This window comes from Streptomyces sp. NBC_01571 (assembly GCF_026339875.1).
GTDB lineage: Bacteria > Actinomycetota > Actinomycetes > Streptomycetales > Streptomycetaceae > Streptomyces.
This window is the reverse complement of the sequence record NZ_JAPEPZ010000001.1, coordinates 3769491-3787520: the sequence shown is the minus strand read 5'-3', so window position 1 is coordinate 3787520 and position 18030 is coordinate 3769491. Positions and strand designations below refer to the sequence as shown.

Here is an 18030-nt window from a genome sequence, read left to right as displayed (position 1 = left end):
TTGCCGCTTCCCCGCCGGTGCCCCGTCCCGGCGGCCCCTCTCACGCCCCTTCCTTGAGCACGCGTGAGATCAGCTCCCTCTGCTCCTCCGTCAGACTCGGGTCGGCCGCGTACACCGTCCTGCCGTCCACCGTGATCTCGTAGCTGAAACCGTCCGGAACCCCGGCGGGGCGGCTGCCCCGGCCGGCGGCGACCGCCCGCTCGGCCAGGGCCTGCCACTCACGGCCGTCTGCCCGTCCCGAGGTGTCCATCTCGGCCCGGCGCTCGATGCCCGCGAATCCGCCCGTGCGCCTCACCTGAATACGCATGGGTCCTGTCTAGTACGGATCGGGCGCCGGGGCTACGACGTCGCGACCCCGACCTGCTCCCAGGCCTTCGTGACGGACTGGAGCTCCTCGCCCTCCCCGTACCGGCTCCTGGCCCGGGCGACCGTCAGCTCGGCGAAGTCGGCGAAGCTCGCCTGCGACGGGAGCTCGCCGCCGGTGAGGACGTCGTACCAGATCTGTCCGGCACGCTCCCAGGCGTGGCCGCCGAGTGCCTGGGCGACGAGGTAGAAGGCGTGGTTGGGGATGCCGGAGTTGATGTGGACGCCGCCGTTGTCGCGGCCGGTGCGCACATAGCCGTCCATGGTCGCGGGCTGCGGGTCCTTGCCGAGCGCGTCATCGTCGTAGGCGCTGCCCGGTTCCTTCATGGAACGCAGCGCCTTGCCGGTGACCCGCGGGGCGAGCAGTCCGGCGCCGATCAGCCAGTCGGCCTCGGACGCGGTCTGGCCGAGCGTGTACTGCTTGATCAGCGAGCCGAAGACGTCGGACATGGACTCGTTGAGGGCGCCCGGCTGGCCGAAGTAGGTGAGGTTCGCCGTGTACTGGGTGACGCCGTGGGTCAGCTCGTGGCCGATGACGTCGACCGGGATGGTGAAGTCGAGGAAGATCTCGCCGTCACCGTCCCCGAATACCATCTGCTCGCCGTTCCAGAAGGCGTTGTTGTAGTCCCGGTCGAAGTGCACGCTCGCGTCGAGGGGAAGGCCCTCGCCGTTGATCGAGTTACGGGCGTAGGCGTTCAGGTACAGGTCGAAGGTGGCCCCCAGGCCGGCGTACGCGCGGTTGACGGTGGCGTCCTTGCCGGGGTCGTCGCCCTCGCCGCGGACCTTGTTGCCGGGCAGGTCCTGGTGGTGGCGTGCGTCGTAGACGGTGCGCTGCGGCTTGTCCGTGGCAGCGCCCTGCGGCGCGGCCACCGTGGGCGCGCCGATGACCGTGGTCAGCCGGCGGTGGGTGCGCTCGAAGGCGTCGCGCTCCAGGGTGCGGCGCGCGGGCCCGGAGAGCGCTGGGTCCTCGTGCTGGGCCAGCGTGTCGAGGACGTGGGGCGGCACGATGGTGCAGAAGACAGGCTCGAAGCCTGCCGCGTTGGCGGTCATGCCCGGCACGATTGCACTGAGTCACGCCCGTGTCACTACCGGCGACCAAGATCGTGTGAAATGCGGTGATAGGGAGTGCCCCCGTCCGCTCCTGGGTGGTATGAAGTCTCACTCTGAGTGACGTGACGTACGTTTTGTCTGTTTTCTTCCTTATGGGTCGGCGATCCCGCATACTGATACAGCCCCCCGTACGGAGCGCGGCTCGGCTAGGCTGCGGAGCATCATGCGTTTCGGGCTGCTTCTCCTTAGCTGCCGCGGCGAGGGCCTGTAGTCGAGGCCGACCCCCTCCCCGCGGAGTTCGGCGTTGCGCCGTCGGCCGTCCTTCCGGACACCCTCTGAGGAGCCCACGCATCATGCCGAACTTCCAGCAGCCCACCGCCATGCCGATCCACAAGTACGGCACGTACGAGCAGGTGGACATCCCGGACCGCACCTGGCCGAACCAGCGTGTCACCGTCGCCCCCCGCTGGCTGTCGACGGACCTGCGGGACGGCAACCAGGCGCTGATCGACCCGATGTCCCCGGCCCGCAAGCGCGAGATGTTCGACCTGCTGGTGAGGATGGGCTACAAGGAGATCGAGGTCGGTTTCCCGGCCTCCGGCCAGACGGACTTCGACTTCGTCCGCTCGATCATCGAGGACGAGACGGCCATCCCGGACGACGTCACGATCTCCGTACTGACCCAGGCCCGCGAGGACCTGATCGAGCGCACGGTGGAGTCCCTGGTGGGCGCCAGGCGGGCCACGGTCCACCTGTACAACGCGACGGCCCCCGTCTTCCGCCGGGTCGTCTTCCGCGGCTCCAAGGAAGAGATCAAGCAGATCGCCGTCGACGGCACCCGGCTGGTCATGGAGTACGCCGAGAAGCTGCTCGACGAGCGCACCACCTTCGGCTACCAGTACAGCCCCGAGATCTTCACCGACACCGAGCTGGACTTCGCCCTGGAGGTCTGCGAGGCCGTCATGGACGTCTGGCAGCCCGGCCCCGGCCGGGAGATCATCCTGAACCTGCCCGCCACGGTGGAGCGCTCGACCCCCTCCACGCACGCGGACCGCTTCGAGTGGATGAGCCGCAACCTCTCCCGCCGCGAGCACGTCTGCCTGTCCGTCCACCCGCACAACGACCGCGGTACGGCCGTCGCCGCCGCCGAGCTGGCCCTGATGGCCGGCGCCGACCGCATCGAGGGCTGCCTGTTCGGCCAGGGCGAGCGCACCGGCAACGTCGACCTGGTCACCCTGGGCATGAACCTGTTCTCGCAGGGCGTCGACCCGCAGATCGACTTCTCGGACATCGACGAGGTCCGCCGCACCGCCGAGTACTGCAACCAGATGGAGGTCCACGCCCGTCACCCGTACGTCGGCGACCTCGTCTACACCTCCTTCTCCGGCTCCCACCAGGACGCCATCAAGAAGGGCTTCGACGCCATGGAGGCCGACGCGGCCGCGAAGGGCGTCACCGTCGACGACATCGAGTGGGCCGTCCCGTACCTGCCGATCGACCCGAAGGACGTCGGCCGCAGCTACGAGGCCGTCATCCGCGTCAACTCGCAGTCCGGCAAGGGCGGCATCGCGTATGTCCTGAAGAACGACCACAAGCTGGACCTGCCGCGCCGGATGCAGATCGAGTTCTCGAAGATCATCCAGGCCAAGACGGACGCCGAGGGCGGCGAGGTCACCCCGAAGGACATCTGGGGGATCTTCCAGGACGAGTACCTGCCGAACCCCGGGAACGCGTGGGGCCGCATCCAGGTCAAGACCGGCCAGACCACGACGGACCGCGACGGCATCGACTCGCTGACCGTCGAGGCGTCGGTGGACGGCGTCGACACGGTCCTGACCGGTACCGGCAACGGTCCGATCTCCGCGTTCTTCGACGCCCTGCAGTCCATCGGCGTCGACGTACGCCTGCTGGACTACCAGGAGCACACGATGAGCGAGGGCGCGTCCGCGCAGGCCGCGTCCTACATCGAGTGCGCGATCGGTGACAAGGTCCTGTGGGGAATCGGGATCGACGCGAATACGACACGTGCCTCGCTGAAGGCCGTGGTCTCCGCCGTCAACCGCGCGGCCCGCTGACCACTCTGACCGGCGTTTTCCTGGCCCCGTCCGCCTTTCGAGGCGAGCGGGGCCACGTCGTTTACCGGCCAATCCCCGTGAAGATCACGGAGAGGTCTCGTCCGGGGTACTGACTCCGCCTCGACAATGTGGCTAACATCACGCCAGCGCGGCGATGTTGCCGCGGCGTTACGGAGGTGTGCGACGGTGCTGCCAGGGTGGGGACGAAACGGTCGTGCAGTTCAGGTTCCCCGCATCCTGGGCACCCGTACCGCGTGGACCACCAAGGGGGACGGCGAGTTCTTCTGCCCGGGCTGCGGAGGCGACCGCAACTACCAGCGCCTCACCGGCCGCCGCCGCTTCACCCTGCTGGGTGTCCCGGTCCTGCCGCGCGGTGAGACGGGCCCCGTCGTCGAGTGCGCGGCCTGCCGCCGCCACTACGGCGCGGACGTCCTCGACCACCCCACCACCACGCGCTTCTCGGCGATGCTCCGCGACGCCGTCCACACCGTCGCGCTCGCCGTGCTCGCGGCCGGCGGCACCTGCTCCCGTACGTCCCTGGAGACCGCGGCCGTCGCGGTGCGCTCGGCCGGCTTCGACGACTGCACCGAGGACCAGCTCGCCGCGCTCGTCGAGGCACTCGCCGCCGACACCGGCCGGCTCTTCGGAGAGCCCTGCGGGGCAGGCCTCGCGATAGAGCTCCACGAGGCCCTGGACCCGCTCGCGCCGCACCTCGCGTCGGCCGGCCGCGAATCGATCCTGCTCCAGGGGGCCCGGATCGCGCTGGCCGACGGGCCGTACACGCCCGCCGAACGGGACGTCCTCTCCACCGTCGGCGCGGCGCTGACGATCTGCGCGGACGAGGTGACACGGCTCCTGGTCGCGGCGCGCACACCGTCCTAGGTCGTGTTGCGAAAGTCCCGCCTGCCTCGCGGCGCCTGGCACGCCCTCTCGCCGCACCGGGCGGAAACCCGAGTACGTCCAGTACGCGATCTTCCGCCCGGCACGCCGAGAGCACGCACCAGACGCCGCGAGGCCCGCCCTCCGGGCGGACGACGGGACTTTCGCAACACGCCCTGGACCGGGCCGCGGAAGTGCGGGCAGTCACTCGGTGTCGCTCACCGTCACCCGGGGTAATGTGTTCGCTACGTGACGTAGCGCGCCTCGTGGTGTGCGAGGCGAGAGCGAGGCCACCCTGAGACGCAGCCTCGTCGCCGCGCTGGCCGTGGGTCTCCTCGCCGCTCCCACCGGCGTCGGCACCGCGTCCGCGGCCGCCCGGTCCGAGCCCCGCTGCACGGCCTCCGTGCCCTACACCGCCGGCCAGGACGGCTACGACACCTACCGCATCCCGGCCGTCGTCCGGACCGGCGCGGGCACGGTGCTCGCCTTCGCCGAGGGACGGCACGACGCCGAGGGCGACACGGGGGACATCGACGTCGTCCTGAGACGGTCCGCCGACGGAGGCTGTACGTGGGGTCCGCTGCGGGTCGTCGCGGCCGGCGACGGGGACACCCGGGGCAACCCGGCGCCCGTCGTGGACCCCCGCAGCGGCCGCGTCGTCCTGCTCACCTGCTTCAACGGCGGCCGGGTGACCGAGGCGCAGATCATGCGGGGCGAGGCCGCGCGGGGACTCGGCCGCCGTGTCTTCGTCCAGACGAGCCGTGACGACGGCCGTCACTTCTCCGCCCCCCGGGAGATCACCGGCGCGGTGAAACGGCCGGGGTGGCGGTGGTACGCCACAGGGCCCGGGCACGCTATCGCCCTGCGGCACGGTCCGCACGCCGGGCGGCTGGTGGTTCCCGCCGACCACTCCTCCGCGCCGCCGTCCGGCTCCTCCGACACCGGCCGGGAGCCCCGGTACTACGGCGGACACGCCCTCTACAGCGACGACGGCGGACAGCACTGGCGACTCGGGTTCGTCGACGACTCGTACGACGGACGGCTCAACGTCAACGAGAGCGGTGTGGCCGAACTCCCCGACGGGCGGCTGTACTTCAGTGCGCGGGACCAGAACGGCACGGGGGGCTCGGGCGGGCATCGGCTGGACGCCTACTCCCGTGACGGTGGGCAGACGCTGTCCCGGCAGTACGCCGTCCAGCCGGGGCTGAACGATGTGCCGGTGGTCCAGGGCAGCGTCCTGCAACTGCCCGGCCGGCGCGCTCCCCTTCTCTTCTCCGGGCCCTCCGCCCCCCACGCGCGGCGGGGCATGGCGGTGTGGAGCAGTACGGACGCGGGCGTCACGTTCACCAGGACCACGACCCTCTCCGTGCGTCCGGCCGCGTACTCGGACCTCGTGCCGCTCGGTTCCGGGCGGGTCGGGATTCTCTACGAGACGGGGGAGTCGGGCCCGTACGCCCGCGTCGAGTTCCGTCGCCTCGCAGCCGCTGTTCCCGCCCCCGCCGCCCCTACCCGTCCCATCCTCTAGCCGGGGGCCGCGCCCCCGGACGCCCGTCGGCCTCAAGGGCCTTGTCCTCAAGCGCCGGACGGGCTGATGGTGCCGGCCGGGGCATGTATGTCAGCCCGTCCGGCGTTCGAGGACGAGCCCTTCGGGCGAGCGGGGGTCCAGGGGGCGCAGCCCCTTGGCGGGGTCTGGGGCGGAGCCCCAGGGACGGGTCGGGTCGGGTAGGGGCGGCGGGGGCGGAAGAACGTCTACAGAAGGCCCGCCGTCGCCAAATACTTGCCCACCCGCTCCACCTCCCCCTCCGACAACGGCACCTGCGGCTCCGCCGTCGCCGGACACGAGATCACCCCCCGCAGATACAGCGCGGCCTTGAACGCCCCGAGCGCCGACGACCCACTCCCCATCCGCCCGGGGTCACCGACCCCCACCATCCCGAACAACGCGCACAACCGCTCCTGCTCGGCCCGGGCCCGCTCCCAGTCCCCCTCCCGGCAGAACCGGTCGATCCGCACGTACCCGTGCGGATCGACGTTGGCGAGACCGGGCACCGCCCCGTCCGCCCCCAGCGCGAGCGCCGAGTCGACGACGAGTTCGGAACCGGTGAGAACACTGAAACCGGTGACACCGGGATGCGCCCTCGCCCCGGTCACCACCGCCCGGAAGCCGCCCAGGTCACCGCTGGAGTCCTTGAGACCGGCCAGCACCCCGTCCGCGGCCAGTTCGAGCACCAGCTCGGCGCCCAGCTTGGTGTGGACGGACACCGGCAGGTCGTAGGCGAAGACGGGCACGGAGGAGCGCGCGGCGATCAGACGGTAGTGCCGGGCGATCTCCGCGGGGTGGGTACGGGCGTAGAAGGGCGCCGTGGCCACCACCGCGTCCGCCCCCGCCGCGGTGACCGACGCGACGTGGTCGAGCACCCTCGGGGTCGTCATGTCGATCACGCCCGCCAGCAGGGGCAGCCGGCCGCCGAGGTGCGCCTTCACCGTCTCCACCACCAGCCGGCGCTGCGCATCGGTCAGATAAGCCGCCTCCGATGACGAGCCGAGCACGAAGAGGCCGTCGACCCCGGCGCCCACCAGATGGTCCACGAGCCCGACCAGGGAGGGCACGTCCACCTCGCGGTCCGGTGTCAGGGGCGTGCAGACGGGCGGTACGACACCGGTCAGCGGGGCGGGGATCGGCATGGAGGCTCCCTAGGGCTGATGCTGGTGATGCTGGGCGGGGATGTCGGCCACGGGGGGAGAGACCGCCACGGCCTGTGCCACCAGGTCGCGCGTCGACTCGCCCTCCTCCACAGGATGGTGGCACCGGAAGCGGTGTCCGGGGGTCGACGCGGCCGTGAAGCCCGGCATGGCGGACGCACAGGTTCCGTCCGCCTTCCAGCAGCGGGTGCGGAAGGGGCAGCCGGTCGGCGGGCGGGTGGCCGAGGGCACCGGGCCCGCCAGGGGAATGGGGTCGATCGGTGCCAGCAGACCCGGCGTGGCCGAGAAGAGGGCCCGGGTGTAGGGGTGTCGGGCCCGGTCGGTCACCTCCGCGGCCGGGGACTCCTCCACGATCCGGCCGAGATACATCGTGACCACCCGGTCGCTCATCCTGCGTACCGTCTGGATGTCGTGCGAGACGAACACCAGCGCGAGCCCGAGCCGTTCCTTGAGGTCCAGCAGGAGGTTGAGGATCTGGGCGCGGACCGACACGTCCAGCGCGCTCGTCGGCTCGTCGGCCACCACCAGGTCCGGGTCGAGCGCCAGGGCGCGCGCGATGGCCACACGCTGGCGCTGACCGCCGGAGAGCTGCCCCGGCAGGGCCTCCGTCAGGGCCCGGGGCAGGCCCACCAGGGACATCAACTCCCGCACCCGCAGCTCACGTTCGGCCGGCGTGCCACGCCGGTGCACGTCCAGCGGGTCGCGCAGGATCCGTCGTACGGGCAGCCGGCGGTTCAGTGCCGTCGACGGGTCCTGGAAGATCATGCCCGTGCTGCCGCCGACGGCCGCGCGCCGTTCGGCGGGCTTCATCGACCAGAGGTCGCGGCCGCCGAACGTCACCGTGCCGGACGTCGGCCGCTGGACGCCCACCAGCACCTTCGCGAGCGTCGACTTCCCGCAGCCGGACTCGCCGACGACCCCGACCGTCTCGCCGGGCGCGACGGTGAGATCGACACCGGTCAGGGCGTACACCCGGTCGCGGGCGAACAGGCTGCCGCTGCGGGCGCGGTGGACGACATGGGTGTCCGCGAGCCGGACGAGTGCGGTCATGAGACGGTCTCGCTCTCCGTGGTCGTCAGCTCCACCGCCGGGTGATGGCACGCCGCCGTGTGCGTCGGCGTGCCCAGCAGGGCGGGTCTCGTCGTCCGGCACACCTCGGTCGCCGACGGACAGCGGTCGGCGAACCGGCAGCCCGCCGGGAAGTCGGCGGGGGAGGGCACGACCCCCTTGATCTGTGTCATGCGGGTGGCCGCCGACTCCAGGGACAGGACACTGCCCAGCAGGCCGCGCGTGTAGGGGTGGGCGGGCGACTGGACCAGGTCCGCCGTCACACCCGTCTCCACGATCCGGCCGCCGTACATCACCACCACCCGGTCCGTGACGTCCGCGACGAGCGCCAGGTCGTGGGAGACCAGGACCAGGGCGAAGCCCAGCTCCTCGCGCAGCCTCAGCAGCAGCGTGATGATCTGCGCCTGCACGGTCACGTCGAGCGCCGTCGTAGGTTCGTCGGCGACGATCAGCCGGGGGCTGCGGGAGAGGGCCGTCGCGATCAGGACGCGCTGGCGCTGGCCGCCGGAGAGCTCATGCGGATAACTGCGCAGCGTGCGGCCGGGATCGAGGCCGACCAGCGACAGCAGTTCGGCGGGGGAGCGCCTGCCGCCCCTGCGTACCACCTGTTTCAGCTGCGCCCGGATCGTCATGGCCGGGTTCAGCGACGACAGCGCGTCCTGGTAGACCATCGCCATCTCGTGGCCCAGCAGCCGCCGCCGCACCCGCATCGGCTCGCCCACCAACTGCGTCCCGTCGAAGAGGACTCGGCCGCGCACCCGGGCCCCCGGCGGCTCCAGGCCCATCACCGCGAGCGCCGTCAGCGACTTCCCGCAGCCCGACTCGCCCACCAGACCCAGGACTTCACCCGGGCGCACCTCGAAGCTGATGCCGTCGACGATGTCCACGCCGCTGTGCCGGGCGTCGAAGCCGATGGCGAGGTTCTCGACGCGGAGCACCGGCGGGCCGGTGGGCAGCGGACGGGCCCGGGAACGCAGCCGGGCCCCCGCCTTCGCGAGATCCGGCAGTTCGAGGACCGCTCCGCTGCCGGGCTCCGGCGTCTCCAGCCGGTCCCCGCCGGTCTCCACCTCCCGCGCGGGCGGCGCCGCCCAGGCGTCGGAGACCCCCTCGGAGAGGACGTTCAGCGACAGTACGGTGATCAGCATCAGCAGGCCGGGGAAGACCGTCGCCCACCAGCCGCCGGTCAGCACCATGTTCTTGCCGTCCGCGATGACACTGCCCCAGGAGGGGTCCGGCGGCCGGACGCCCGCGCCGATGAAGGACAGCGACGCCTCGAAGACGATCGCCTCCGCGACCTGGACCGTGCAGAACACGAGGACGGGGGCGGCGCAGTTGACGGCCACGTGCCGCAGCACGATGTGCGGCGTGCGGGCACCGATGACCCGCTCGGCCGTCACGTAGTCCTCGCCGTACTGGTCGAGCACGTTCGCCCGGACGACCCTGGCCACCGGCGGGGTGAACAGGAACGCGATCGCGCAGATCAGGACCGTGATGTCGCCGCCGAAGACCGCGACCAGGACGGCGGCCAGCGCGATACCGGGGAACGCCATCACCACGTCCAGGCAGCGCATCAGGGTCTCGTCGACCGCCTTGCGGGAGGTCGCCGCGACCGCGCCGAGGAGCGCGCCCACGACCAGGGCCAGCGCGGTGGCGCCGAGGCCGATCGCGAGGGACCAGCGGGCGCCGTACATCAGCCGGCTGAGGATGTCCCGGCCGAGGCTGTCCTGTCCCATCCAGTGGCCGGCGGAGGGATGCCCGCTGCCGTCGGCCCGCGGCTGCTGGTCGAGCGGGTCGTGCGGGGCGAGGAGAGGGGCGAACAGGGCCAGCAGGACGACGACGGCCAGGAAGCAGACGGCGATCCGGGACAGCACGGGGAGCCGGCGCAGCCGGATCCCGGGCCGGGAGAGGGCCGCCGCGAGACTCTTGCGCGTGATGATCATCGAGCGGCGTCCCTCAGGCGTGGATTGACCAGCAGATACAGGATGTCGATGACGAGGTTCACGACCACGAAGCCGGTGGCCGTCGTCAGGACGACCCCCTGGACGACCGCCGGGTCGCCGTTCTGCACGGCGTCGATCATCAGCTTGCCCATTCCGGGCAGCGAGAAGATCGTCTCGATGACGACCGCGCCGCCCAGCAGATAGCCGACCCGCAGCCCCAGCACGGTCAGCGGGTTGATCAGGGCGTTGCGGAGCACGTTCCGCCCGACCACGACCAGGGGCGGCAGCCCGCTCCCGACCGCCGTCCGTACGTAGTCCTTGTCCAGTTCCTCGACCACGGCCGTACGGACGATCCGGGTGAGCTGCGCGGCGACCGGCAGGGAGAGCGCGAAGGCCGGCAGCGTCATCGTTCTCAGCCAGCCGCTCAGCGAGTCACCGGGGTTGACGTAGCCGCCGGTCGGGAACCAGCCCAGGTCCACGGCCAGGTACTGGATCATCAGCAGCGCCAGCCAGAAGGCCGGCGCCGCGACCCCGGTCAGCGACACGACCCGGATGACCTGGTCGGGCAGCCGGTCGCGGTGGAGCGCCGCGGTGACCCCGCCGAGCAGCGCCAGCACCACCGCGATGCCCAGGCCCAGGAAGGTCAGCTGGAGGGTGAGCGGCAGTGCGGTGGTGACCTGGTCGACGACCGGCGCCCGGGTCAGGGCGCTGGTGCCCAGGTCGCCGTGGAGCAGGTCGCCGACGAAGTGGACGTAGCGGACGGGGAAGGGGTCGAGCAGGCCGTTGCGTTCCCGGAAGTCGTGCAGTTGCCGCGGTGTGGGGTTGGCGCCCTGGAAGAACGCGGACGCCGGGTCGACGTCCGAGAAGCGCATCACCAGGAAGACGAACAGCACGATGCCGAGCAGCAGCGGGACGAGCAGGGCGATCCGGCGGCCCAGGATGCGGACGATGGCCGTCATCGGCGAACTCCCCGGTCCGTCATGCCCACTTGGCCTGGAGGAGGTTGATCCCCGGGTAGGGCTGGGCCCTGATCCCCGAGAGCCTGCCGGGATCCCAGGCCGTCATCAGCTCGTTGTGCACCACCGGGTAGAGCACGGCCTGTTCGGCGACGACGTCGACGTAGTCCTGGATCATCGCCTTCTTCCGGTCGGCGTCCGGCTCCCGAGTCGCCCGGTCCATGTCCTTGAAGAGCTGCCGGGCGACCGGGTCGTCGGCCCAACGGGCGTACTGCATCCACAGGTTCTGCGGGCCGTAGTTGTAGTGCATGATCAGGTCGGCGTCGAGACCGAACTGGTTGGGGTTCGAGGCGGCGGCGACGACCTGGTAGTCCTGCTTCTGGTCCATCTTGGTGAACACGGCCGTCGTCTCCTGCGGAGAGAGCGTGGTCTCGACGCCGATCGCGTCCCAGGACGCCTTGATGGTCGGCAGACAGTCCAAGATCCAGCTGACGTTCACCGCCAGGATGTCGATCTTGAGCCCCGAAACCCCGGCGGCCTTCAGGAGCTTCTTCGCCTTCCCGGGGTCGTAGCCGTAGACGGTCTTCGCGGACCGGTAGGTCGGGTTGCCCTCGTTCAGGAACGAACTCGACGGCCTGCCGTGCCCCCTGAGGGCGACCTCGACCATCTTGGCGGTGTCGATGGCGTAGTGCAGCGCCTGGCGCACCCGTACGTCGTCGAAGGGTTTGTGCCGGGTGTTGAACATCAGGAAGAGGTTGTTCATCCCCGCGCCCCCCTGGACGTTCATGCCGCCCTTCTTGAGCTGCTCGATGTTGGCGTACGGGATGTTGTCGGCGATCTGCGCGCCGGCGCTGGCACCCGAGATCTTCGCGACGCGCGGGGCCGCGTCCACGATCGTCAGCCAGTTCATCCGTTTGAAGGCGGGCGGGCGCGGGCCGTTGTAGCCGGCGAAGGCCTCGAAGGTGGTGTTCGACTTGGGGTGGTGGGCGGTCTGCCGGTACGGCCCGGAACCGACCGCCTTCCCCTTGATCGCGTCGTCCCAGGCGCCCGGCCGGGAGAAGACGTGCCGCGGCATGATCTTCGCCAGGGTGAGCCGTGAAAGGCCGTCGGGAAAGGGGAACTTGAGGATCAGCTCGACCGTCGAGGCGTCGATCCTGCGGACCTTCTTCAGCCAGCTCTCGAAGAACCCCTTGGCGAGGGTCTGGGTGTTGGGGTCGAGAATCCGGTCGAAGACGAAGACCACGTCGTCGGCGGTGACGGGTTTGCCGTCGTGGAAGGTGGCCCCGGCCCGCAGCGTGAACTTCCACGAGGTGCCGGTGAGGTCGGAGGGGACCTCGGTGGCCAGGGCCGCGTAGGGCTCCCGCGAGATCGGGTCGGTGTCGAGCAGACCCTCGTAGATGTGCTGGTTGGCGGCCATGGAGAAGGCGGACGCGGTCTGGGTCGGGTCCCAGCTTCCGTCGTTCCCGTAGCCGATGACCGCGGTGAGCGTGGCGTCCTTGCCGCCCTTCCCGCCGCCGGTGTCGTTGGTGGACTGCGGGCCGGACGAACAGGCGGCCAGCGACGAGGAGAGGGCGGCGGCCGCGCCGAGCGCGCCCGTGTACTTCAGGAACGACCGGCGGTGCGGCGCCGGGAGGTCGGTCACGTCGCGCACGGTTCCTCCAGTGGGGAGAGGTGGTCCGAGAGGCAGAGATACGACGTCCTACGTCATAGGGGCAGCGTGACCATAGGAGGGGCTGTGAGGGCGGTCAAGGGCTCGCACACGAATGGCGTATCTTCCAGAGGTGCGACCAATGAAGCCTTGACATACGGGTAGTTGGTGCTGAATCCGCCTGGAGGTGGGACGTCGGATGTCCAGTGAGCGTACGATGCGGCGCATGGCCGAGGAGACCGGGAGCCGGCGCAGGCCCGAGCGCCGGGTGAGCAGCCAGATCCAGCGCGAGGTCATGCAGCTGATCCTCGACAGCAGGCTCCAGGCGGGCGCCCCGCTGCCCACCGAGACGGAGCTGATGAACGACCTCGGCGTCAGCCGCAACTCCGTCCGCGAGGCCCTGAAGGCCCTGCAGGCACTCGACATAGTGGACATCCGGCACGGATACGGCACCTATGTCGGCCAGGCCTCCCTCACCCCCTTCGTCGACGGCCTCACCTTCCGCACGCTCGCCCAGCAGGACGACACGAACGAGACCGGCGCGCTGGCGGAGATCCTCCAGGTCCGCGAGGTCCTGGAGGAGGGCCTGATACACCGGGTCGCGGCGGTGGTCACCGAGACGGAACTCGACCGGCTCGAAGCCGTCGTGGCCGAAATGGAGGAGGCGGGCCGTGCGGGCCGCCCCTTCCCCGAACTCGACCGGGAATTCCACGAACTGCTGTACGCCCCGCTGGGCAACGCGCTGGTGCCGCAACTGCTCGGCGCCTTCTGGACGGTTTTCAGCCGGGTCGCCGGCGTCCGCGGCTGGACGGACGACCCGGCACCCCAGGTGACCGTCCGCCGCCACCGGGACATCGTCACGGCGCTGCGCGCCCGCGACGTCGGGGCCGCGCAGCGCGCGATGGCCGACCACTTCCGCGGAATCGAGGCGAGGGCGGCCCAGGAGTCGCGCGGCGTGAGCTGAACGCGGCCTCCGGGCGGGGCGCCGGGCCGGATCACGGCGCCGGCGGGCCCGACCCGCCTACGCTGGCGCGGTGGAGAACATCCGGAACTCCGGGGGCACAGGGGATCCCGTCGGCACCGAAGGCGCGCCCGGGGCCTGGGACCCGGCCGGCGCCGGCGTTCTGCGGTTTCCCTCCGGGCGGCTCGTCCGGGGCCGGGGGCTGCGCCGCCCGCTCCCGGACGGCGGCCCGGCGCCGACGTACGCCGTCCATCTGCTCGGCAGGCGTCCCCCCGAGGTCCCCTGGGAGACGTACTGGCTTCGCTGGCCGGACTTCTGGCTGCCCGGCGACCTCGAGGAGGCCCGCGCGGCCCTGACCGAGGCGTGGCGGCGTACCACCACCGACCGTGTGGAGATCGCCTGCGGCGGCGGCCGGGGCCGCACCGGCACCGCCCTGGCCTGTCTGGCCGTCCTCGACGGGCTGCCACCCGACCGCGCGGTGGCGTTCGTCCGCGACGGCTACGACCGGCACGCCGTGGAGACGCCCTGGCAACGGCGGTACGTACGGCGCTTCACCGACTGAGCACGCCCCGAACCGGCTCCCGGGAGCCTTGCCCGGGGCCCCGGAACCCCCTGGACCCGCCCCCCCCGAATCCCGGCTCAGGCGTCGAGCCGCCACACCTGGAGTTCGTTCGTGTCCTCGTCGACCGTGCACCAGCTGCCGTCGCCCAGGGCCAGGGGAACACCGGACACCGGGAACGGATAGCCGACCTCGCCGAGCAGGCGCATGTCGCGGACGTCGACCAGCCAGTGCCGCCCCGCCCCGAACTCCTCGTCGGCCTCGACCGTGCCCGTGATGACGGTGTGCTCGTCGAGGAAACCGGCGTAGTAGTCCCAGTGCACCTCGGGCTCGTCGTTCTCCGGCGGGAGCGCGGGATGGGGTGCGACGGCCTCCTCGGCGTCCAGCTCGGAGACGACCGAGCCGTCCGCGACCCGGTGCAGGGCGAGGAGTTCCTGATAGTGCGTGACCGTCAGGAAGTGCTCGCCGGACGGGCTCACCGCGAGCAGGATCCGGTCGTCGTCGCCGATCCGGTCGACCGAGAGCCGCTCGCCGTCCCAGCGGCCCCACAGCAGCGGCACCCCGTCCTGTCCCTCGCCGACACTCAGCCCCATCTGACCCGGGTCCGGGTGCGACACGTGGTCCGAACCGGCCGCCACCGTCTGCGCGTCCGCCTCCCCGAGCACCGTCCCGTCGGCCGCGTCGAGCACCAGCCACTCGTCGAGCACCTCCGGGTCCTCGCCGTCCTCGGCCAGCGGTCCGCGGACATGGGCCCACACGAGTTTGCCGTCCGCCGAGAAGACCGCCGAGCCGCTGTCGGCGTACAAGTGGTCGCGGCTGTCCGCGTATTCGTCGACCGAGGTGTGCAACTCCCGGCAGCCGCCCTCCCAGCAGCCGTGCCGCACCTCCCACAGGGTCGCGCCGCGTCCGTCCACCGCCCGTATCGCGTGCACCCCGGCGAAGACGGCGACATCCAGCCCCGGCGCGACCGTGCGCGTCCCGAACCGGCGCCGCCACGGCGCAGGGAAGCGCGCCACCGAGGCCTCGCCCGCGAGAGCCTCGGCCAGGTCGTACGCGGCCAGTTGAGCGTCGTCGCTCTGCAGGACCAGTGTCCGGTCCGGCAGGCACAGCACGTCCGGAGCGCCGGCCGCGGCCGTGTCCAGCGGGCCGGCGAGCGTGGTGACGAGACGGGCGCTCGCGGACATGGTTCCTCCAGTGCGGCTGATGCGAGACGGCGTTGGGTGCACAGTACGGCCGCCCGCCGACAGCGCCGCACGCGCCCGCCCGTACGCACCGGCTCCGCTCGCGCCGGCCCCGCCGACGGCAGCCGTCCGACGGCGATCCGTGTCGTCATCGCCGACGACCGGTAACCGATCCGTACGACCCGGAGGCGGTGTGCGCCGTGGAATTCCCCGTCCAGTCGGTGCGTCGCCGGCCTTCTCCGGATTTGATCCGCCGTACTCGAAAGGACCATTGGGTTCCAGGTTTTTTCGATCCGCGACGACGCACCCGAACGTGTTTTGCGAATGGGCCGTTCGAGCTGTTCGGCGCGGTTCCGGAAGGAAATCGCACACCGTCTGTCGTGCACCCTTGGCCACAGGTCAAACGTCCTATGACGTGCAGCACTTGTGGAGGACAGACTCCTGCCGAGTGTAGGTGCACAGTGGCACCACGGAGACGGGAAGCGTGAAACTCCGAGAGTCCGGGGAACAGGGTGAGGGCACAACACTCGGCGCCCCGCGCCGAAGAGGCGGAGGTAACGGTGAAGGAATTGCGGGCACCACGGAAGAAGGCCGGAATTACGTTGCCGTCGCGCCGGACCGGCCGGGCGGCGCCGCGGTGAAGCCGCCGACGAGGCCGCCGGTCGGCTCGTACGCCGTGGACGTGGGCACCGGGAGGGTGGGGATGGTCATGGGACACGTGGGGCCGTACGTACAGCTGAGACCGTTAGGCGGCGGCAGGGAGTGGGACTGCGATCCGGGCGCGGTGCGCCGGGCCACCCCGGCGGAGCGGCTCAGCGCGGCCACCGCGTACGCCAACGCACGCAGCCGCGGCGAGGTCCCTTGAAGGGGGCGACGGGAGCGGGCGGAACGGAAGGGGCCCGCCCGGGCCGGGGCGCGGGCGCCGTAGGCGAGAATGGACCCCATGAGTCTGTTCCGCGACGACGGCATCGTGCTGCGCACCCAGAAGCTGGGTGAGGCGGACCGGATCATCACGTTGCTCACACGCGGTCACGGCCGGGTACGGGCCGTGGCGCGCGGCGTGCGGCGCACCAAGTCGAAGTTCGGGGCGCGGCTCGAACCCTTCTCCCACGTGGACGTGCAGTTCTTCGCGCGGGGCAGCGAGCTGATCGGGCGCGGCCTGCCGCTGTGCACGCAGAGCGAGACGATCGCCCCGTACGGCGGCGGGATCGTGACGGACTACGCGCGGTACACGGCCGGGACGGCCATGCTGGAGACCGCCGAGCGGTTCACGGACCACGAGGGGGAGCCCGCGGTGCAGCAGTATCTGCTGCTCGTCGGTGGGCTCCGCACCCTGGCCCGCGGTGAGCACGAACCGCACCTCGTCCTCGACGCCTTCCTGCTGCGCTCCCTCGCCGTGAACGGTTACGCGCCCAGTTTCAGCTCCTGCGCCAAGTGCGGGATGCCAGGACCGAATCGGTTCTTCTCGGTCGCCGCGGGAGGTTCCGTCTGCGTCGACTGCCGGGTGCCCGGCAGCGTCGTACCCTCGGCGGGGGCCCTCGAACTCCTGGGCGCACTGCTCACGGGAGACTGGGAGACCGCGGACGCGTGCGAGCCGCGGTTCGTCCGGGAGGGCAGCGGGCTGGTTTCGGCCTATCTGCACTGGCACCTGGAGCGCGGGCTGCGCTCACTGCGGTACGTCGAGAAGTCATGAAGTAGTGCAGGGCAACGGACGCAAGACCTAGGGAGACGAGAAACACATGGTGGTACGCGGGTTCCTGGGGCGCCAGCGCCGCGAGTACGAGACGCCGGAGCCGCACCCGTCGGGTGCCCGCGCGCCCAAGCTCCCCGGCGAGCTGGTCCCCAACCACGTGGCGATCGTCATGGACGGGAACGGCCGCTGGGCCAAGGAGCGCGGGCTGCCCCGCACCGAGGGGCACAAGATCGGCGCCGAGCGGGTGCTGGACGTGCTGCAGGGTGCGATCGAGGCCGGGGTCGGGGCCATCTCCCTGTACGCGTTCTCCACCGAGAACTGGAAGCGGTCGCCCGACGAGGTGCGCTTCCTGATGAACTTCAACCGTGACTTCATCCGCAAGACGCGTGACCAGCTCGACGCGCTCGGCATCCGGGTGCGCTGGGTGGGCCGGATGCCCAAGCTGTGGAAGTCGGTCGCCAAGGAGCTCCAGGTCGCCCAGGAGCAGACCAAGGACAACGACCGGCTCACCCTGTACTTCTGCATGAACTACGGCGGCCGTGCGGAGATCGCGGACGCGGCGCAGGCCCTGGCGGAGGACGTGCGGGCGGGCCGGCTCGACCCGGACAAGGTCACGGAGAAGACCTTCGCGAAGTACCTGTACTACCCGGACATGCCGGACGTGGACCTGTTCCTGCGGCCGAGCGGCGAGCAGCGCACCTCCAACTACCTGCTCTGGCAGAGCGCCTACGCCGAGATGGTCTTCCAGGACGTCCTGTGGCCGGACTTCGACCGCCGTGACCTGTGGCGTGCCTGTGTGGAGTTCGCCCAGCGCGACCGCCGCTTCGGCGGCGCCGTCCCGAACGAGCAACTGCTCGCGATGGAGCGGGACATGCGGGGCGACGGGTCGTAATACCCGCCACCCCCCGCGGCGTGGTACCCGCCCCTGGCGGCGTTGTCCGCATCGGGCGTTAC

Annotated in this window: 16 protein-coding genes; 8 read left to right on the top strand and 8 right to left on the bottom strand. The window is 71.2% G+C overall.

The window, feature by feature from the left end; all coding sequences use genetic code 11:
• Positions 1–40 precede the first annotated feature (40 nt).
• Both OHB41_RS17065 and OHB41_RS17060 read right to left on the bottom strand, forming a co-directional pair.
• The gene (locus tag OHB41_RS17065) at positions 41–307 is read right to left on the bottom strand and encodes a protealysin inhibitor emfourin (protein ID WP_266699059.1); all 267 of its coding nucleotides are present in this window, start codon (positions 305–307) and stop codon (positions 41–43) included.
• Between the two features lie 32 nt (positions 308–339).
• The gene (locus OHB41_RS17060; RefSeq protein ID WP_266699058.1) at positions 340–1413 is read right to left on the bottom strand and encodes a M4 family metallopeptidase; all 1074 of its coding nucleotides are present in this window, start codon (positions 1411–1413) and stop codon (positions 340–342) included.
• A gap of 353 nt (positions 1414–1766) precedes the next feature.
• Between OHB41_RS17060 and leuA the strand changes: the two genes are divergently transcribed.
• The 3 genes from leuA (at position 1767) to OHB41_RS17045 (ending at position 5892) form a co-directional block, all read left to right on the top strand.
• Positions 1767–3488 carry a 2-isopropylmalate synthase gene (gene leuA / locus OHB41_RS17055; protein ID WP_266699057.1) on the top strand — a complete coding sequence of 574 codons (1722 nt, stop codon included), beginning with the start codon at positions 1767–1769 and terminating at the stop codon, positions 3486–3488.
• A 186-nt stretch (positions 3489–3674) separates the two neighbouring features.
• On the top strand, positions 3675–4370 hold the full coding sequence (locus OHB41_RS17050; protein ID WP_266699056.1) for a TerB family tellurite resistance protein: 696 nt from the start codon (positions 3675–3677) through the stop codon (positions 4368–4370).
• Between the two features lie 268 nt (positions 4371–4638).
• Complete coding sequence (locus OHB41_RS17045; protein WP_266699055.1) at positions 4639–5892, top strand: sialidase family protein; 1254 nt, start codon at positions 4639–4641, stop codon at positions 5890–5892.
• 224 nt (positions 5893–6116) lie between these two features.
• Here OHB41_RS17045 and OHB41_RS17040 read toward each other — a convergent pair whose 3' ends face one another.
• From OHB41_RS17040 to OHB41_RS17020, 5 genes are read right to left on the bottom strand one after another with little or no spacing between them, the layout of a single operon-like run.
• Positions 6117–7052, bottom strand: coding sequence for a dihydrodipicolinate synthase family protein (locus tag OHB41_RS17040; RefSeq protein WP_266699054.1), 936 nt, complete (start codon positions 7050–7052; stop codon positions 6117–6119).
• A gap of 9 nt (positions 7053–7061) precedes the next feature.
• Positions 7062–8120 (bottom strand): ABC transporter ATP-binding protein, encoded by a 1059-nt coding sequence (locus tag OHB41_RS17035; RefSeq protein ID WP_266699053.1) that lies wholly within the window; start codon positions 8118–8120, stop codon positions 7062–7064.
• Positions 8117–10078 (bottom strand): dipeptide/oligopeptide/nickel ABC transporter permease/ATP-binding protein, encoded by a 1962-nt coding sequence (locus tag OHB41_RS17030; protein ID WP_266699052.1) that lies wholly within the window; start codon positions 10076–10078, stop codon positions 8117–8119. The genes OHB41_RS17035 and OHB41_RS17030 overlap by 4 nt, the downstream gene beginning before the upstream one ends.
• Positions 10075–11037 (bottom strand): ABC transporter permease, encoded by a 963-nt coding sequence (locus OHB41_RS17025; protein WP_266699051.1) that lies wholly within the window; start codon positions 11035–11037, stop codon positions 10075–10077. Before OHB41_RS17025 ends, OHB41_RS17030 begins: the two co-directional genes overlap by 4 nt.
• 19 nt (positions 11038–11056) lie before the next feature.
• The gene (locus OHB41_RS17020; RefSeq protein WP_266699050.1) at positions 11057–12685 is read right to left on the bottom strand and encodes an ABC transporter substrate-binding protein; all 1629 of its coding nucleotides are present in this window, start codon (positions 12683–12685) and stop codon (positions 11057–11059) included.
• Positions 12686–12899: 214 nt separating this feature from the next.
• Here OHB41_RS17020 and OHB41_RS17015 point away from each other — a divergent pair, with 214 nt between their 5' ends.
• Together OHB41_RS17015 and OHB41_RS17010 are read left to right on the top strand one after the other, a co-directional pair.
• Positions 12900–13646: a FadR/GntR family transcriptional regulator gene (locus OHB41_RS17015; RefSeq protein WP_266705929.1), complete on the top strand. Its 747-nt coding sequence runs from the start codon at positions 12900–12902 to the stop codon at positions 13644–13646.
• 79 nt (positions 13647–13725) lie between these two features.
• A complete protein-coding gene (locus tag OHB41_RS17010; protein ID WP_266705927.1) occupies positions 13726–14205 on the top strand; it encodes a protein-tyrosine phosphatase family protein in 480 nt (159 codons plus the stop codon).
• Between the two features lie 77 nt (positions 14206–14282).
• Here OHB41_RS17010 and OHB41_RS17005 read toward each other — a convergent pair whose 3' ends face one another.
• The gene (locus OHB41_RS17005) at positions 14283–15386 is read right to left on the bottom strand and encodes a hypothetical protein (protein ID WP_266699049.1); all 1104 of its coding nucleotides are present in this window, start codon (positions 15384–15386) and stop codon (positions 14283–14285) included.
• Between the two features lie 634 nt (positions 15387–16020).
• On the opposite strand from OHB41_RS17005, the gene OHB41_RS17000 reads away from it, so the two are divergent.
• From OHB41_RS17000 to OHB41_RS16990, 3 genes are all read left to right on the top strand, one after another.
• Positions 16021–16248, top strand: coding sequence for a hypothetical protein (locus OHB41_RS17000; RefSeq protein ID WP_266699048.1), 228 nt, complete (start codon positions 16021–16023; stop codon positions 16246–16248).
• Between the two features lie 78 nt (positions 16249–16326).
• Positions 16327–17076, top strand: coding sequence for a DNA repair protein RecO (gene recO, locus OHB41_RS16995; RefSeq protein WP_266699047.1), 750 nt, complete (start codon positions 16327–16329; stop codon positions 17074–17076).
• 46 nt (positions 17077–17122) lie between these two features.
• The gene (locus OHB41_RS16990; RefSeq protein ID WP_266699046.1) at positions 17123–17968 is read left to right on the top strand and encodes an isoprenyl transferase; all 846 of its coding nucleotides are present in this window, start codon (positions 17123–17125) and stop codon (positions 17966–17968) included.
• Positions 17969–18030: the final 62 nt, after the last annotated feature.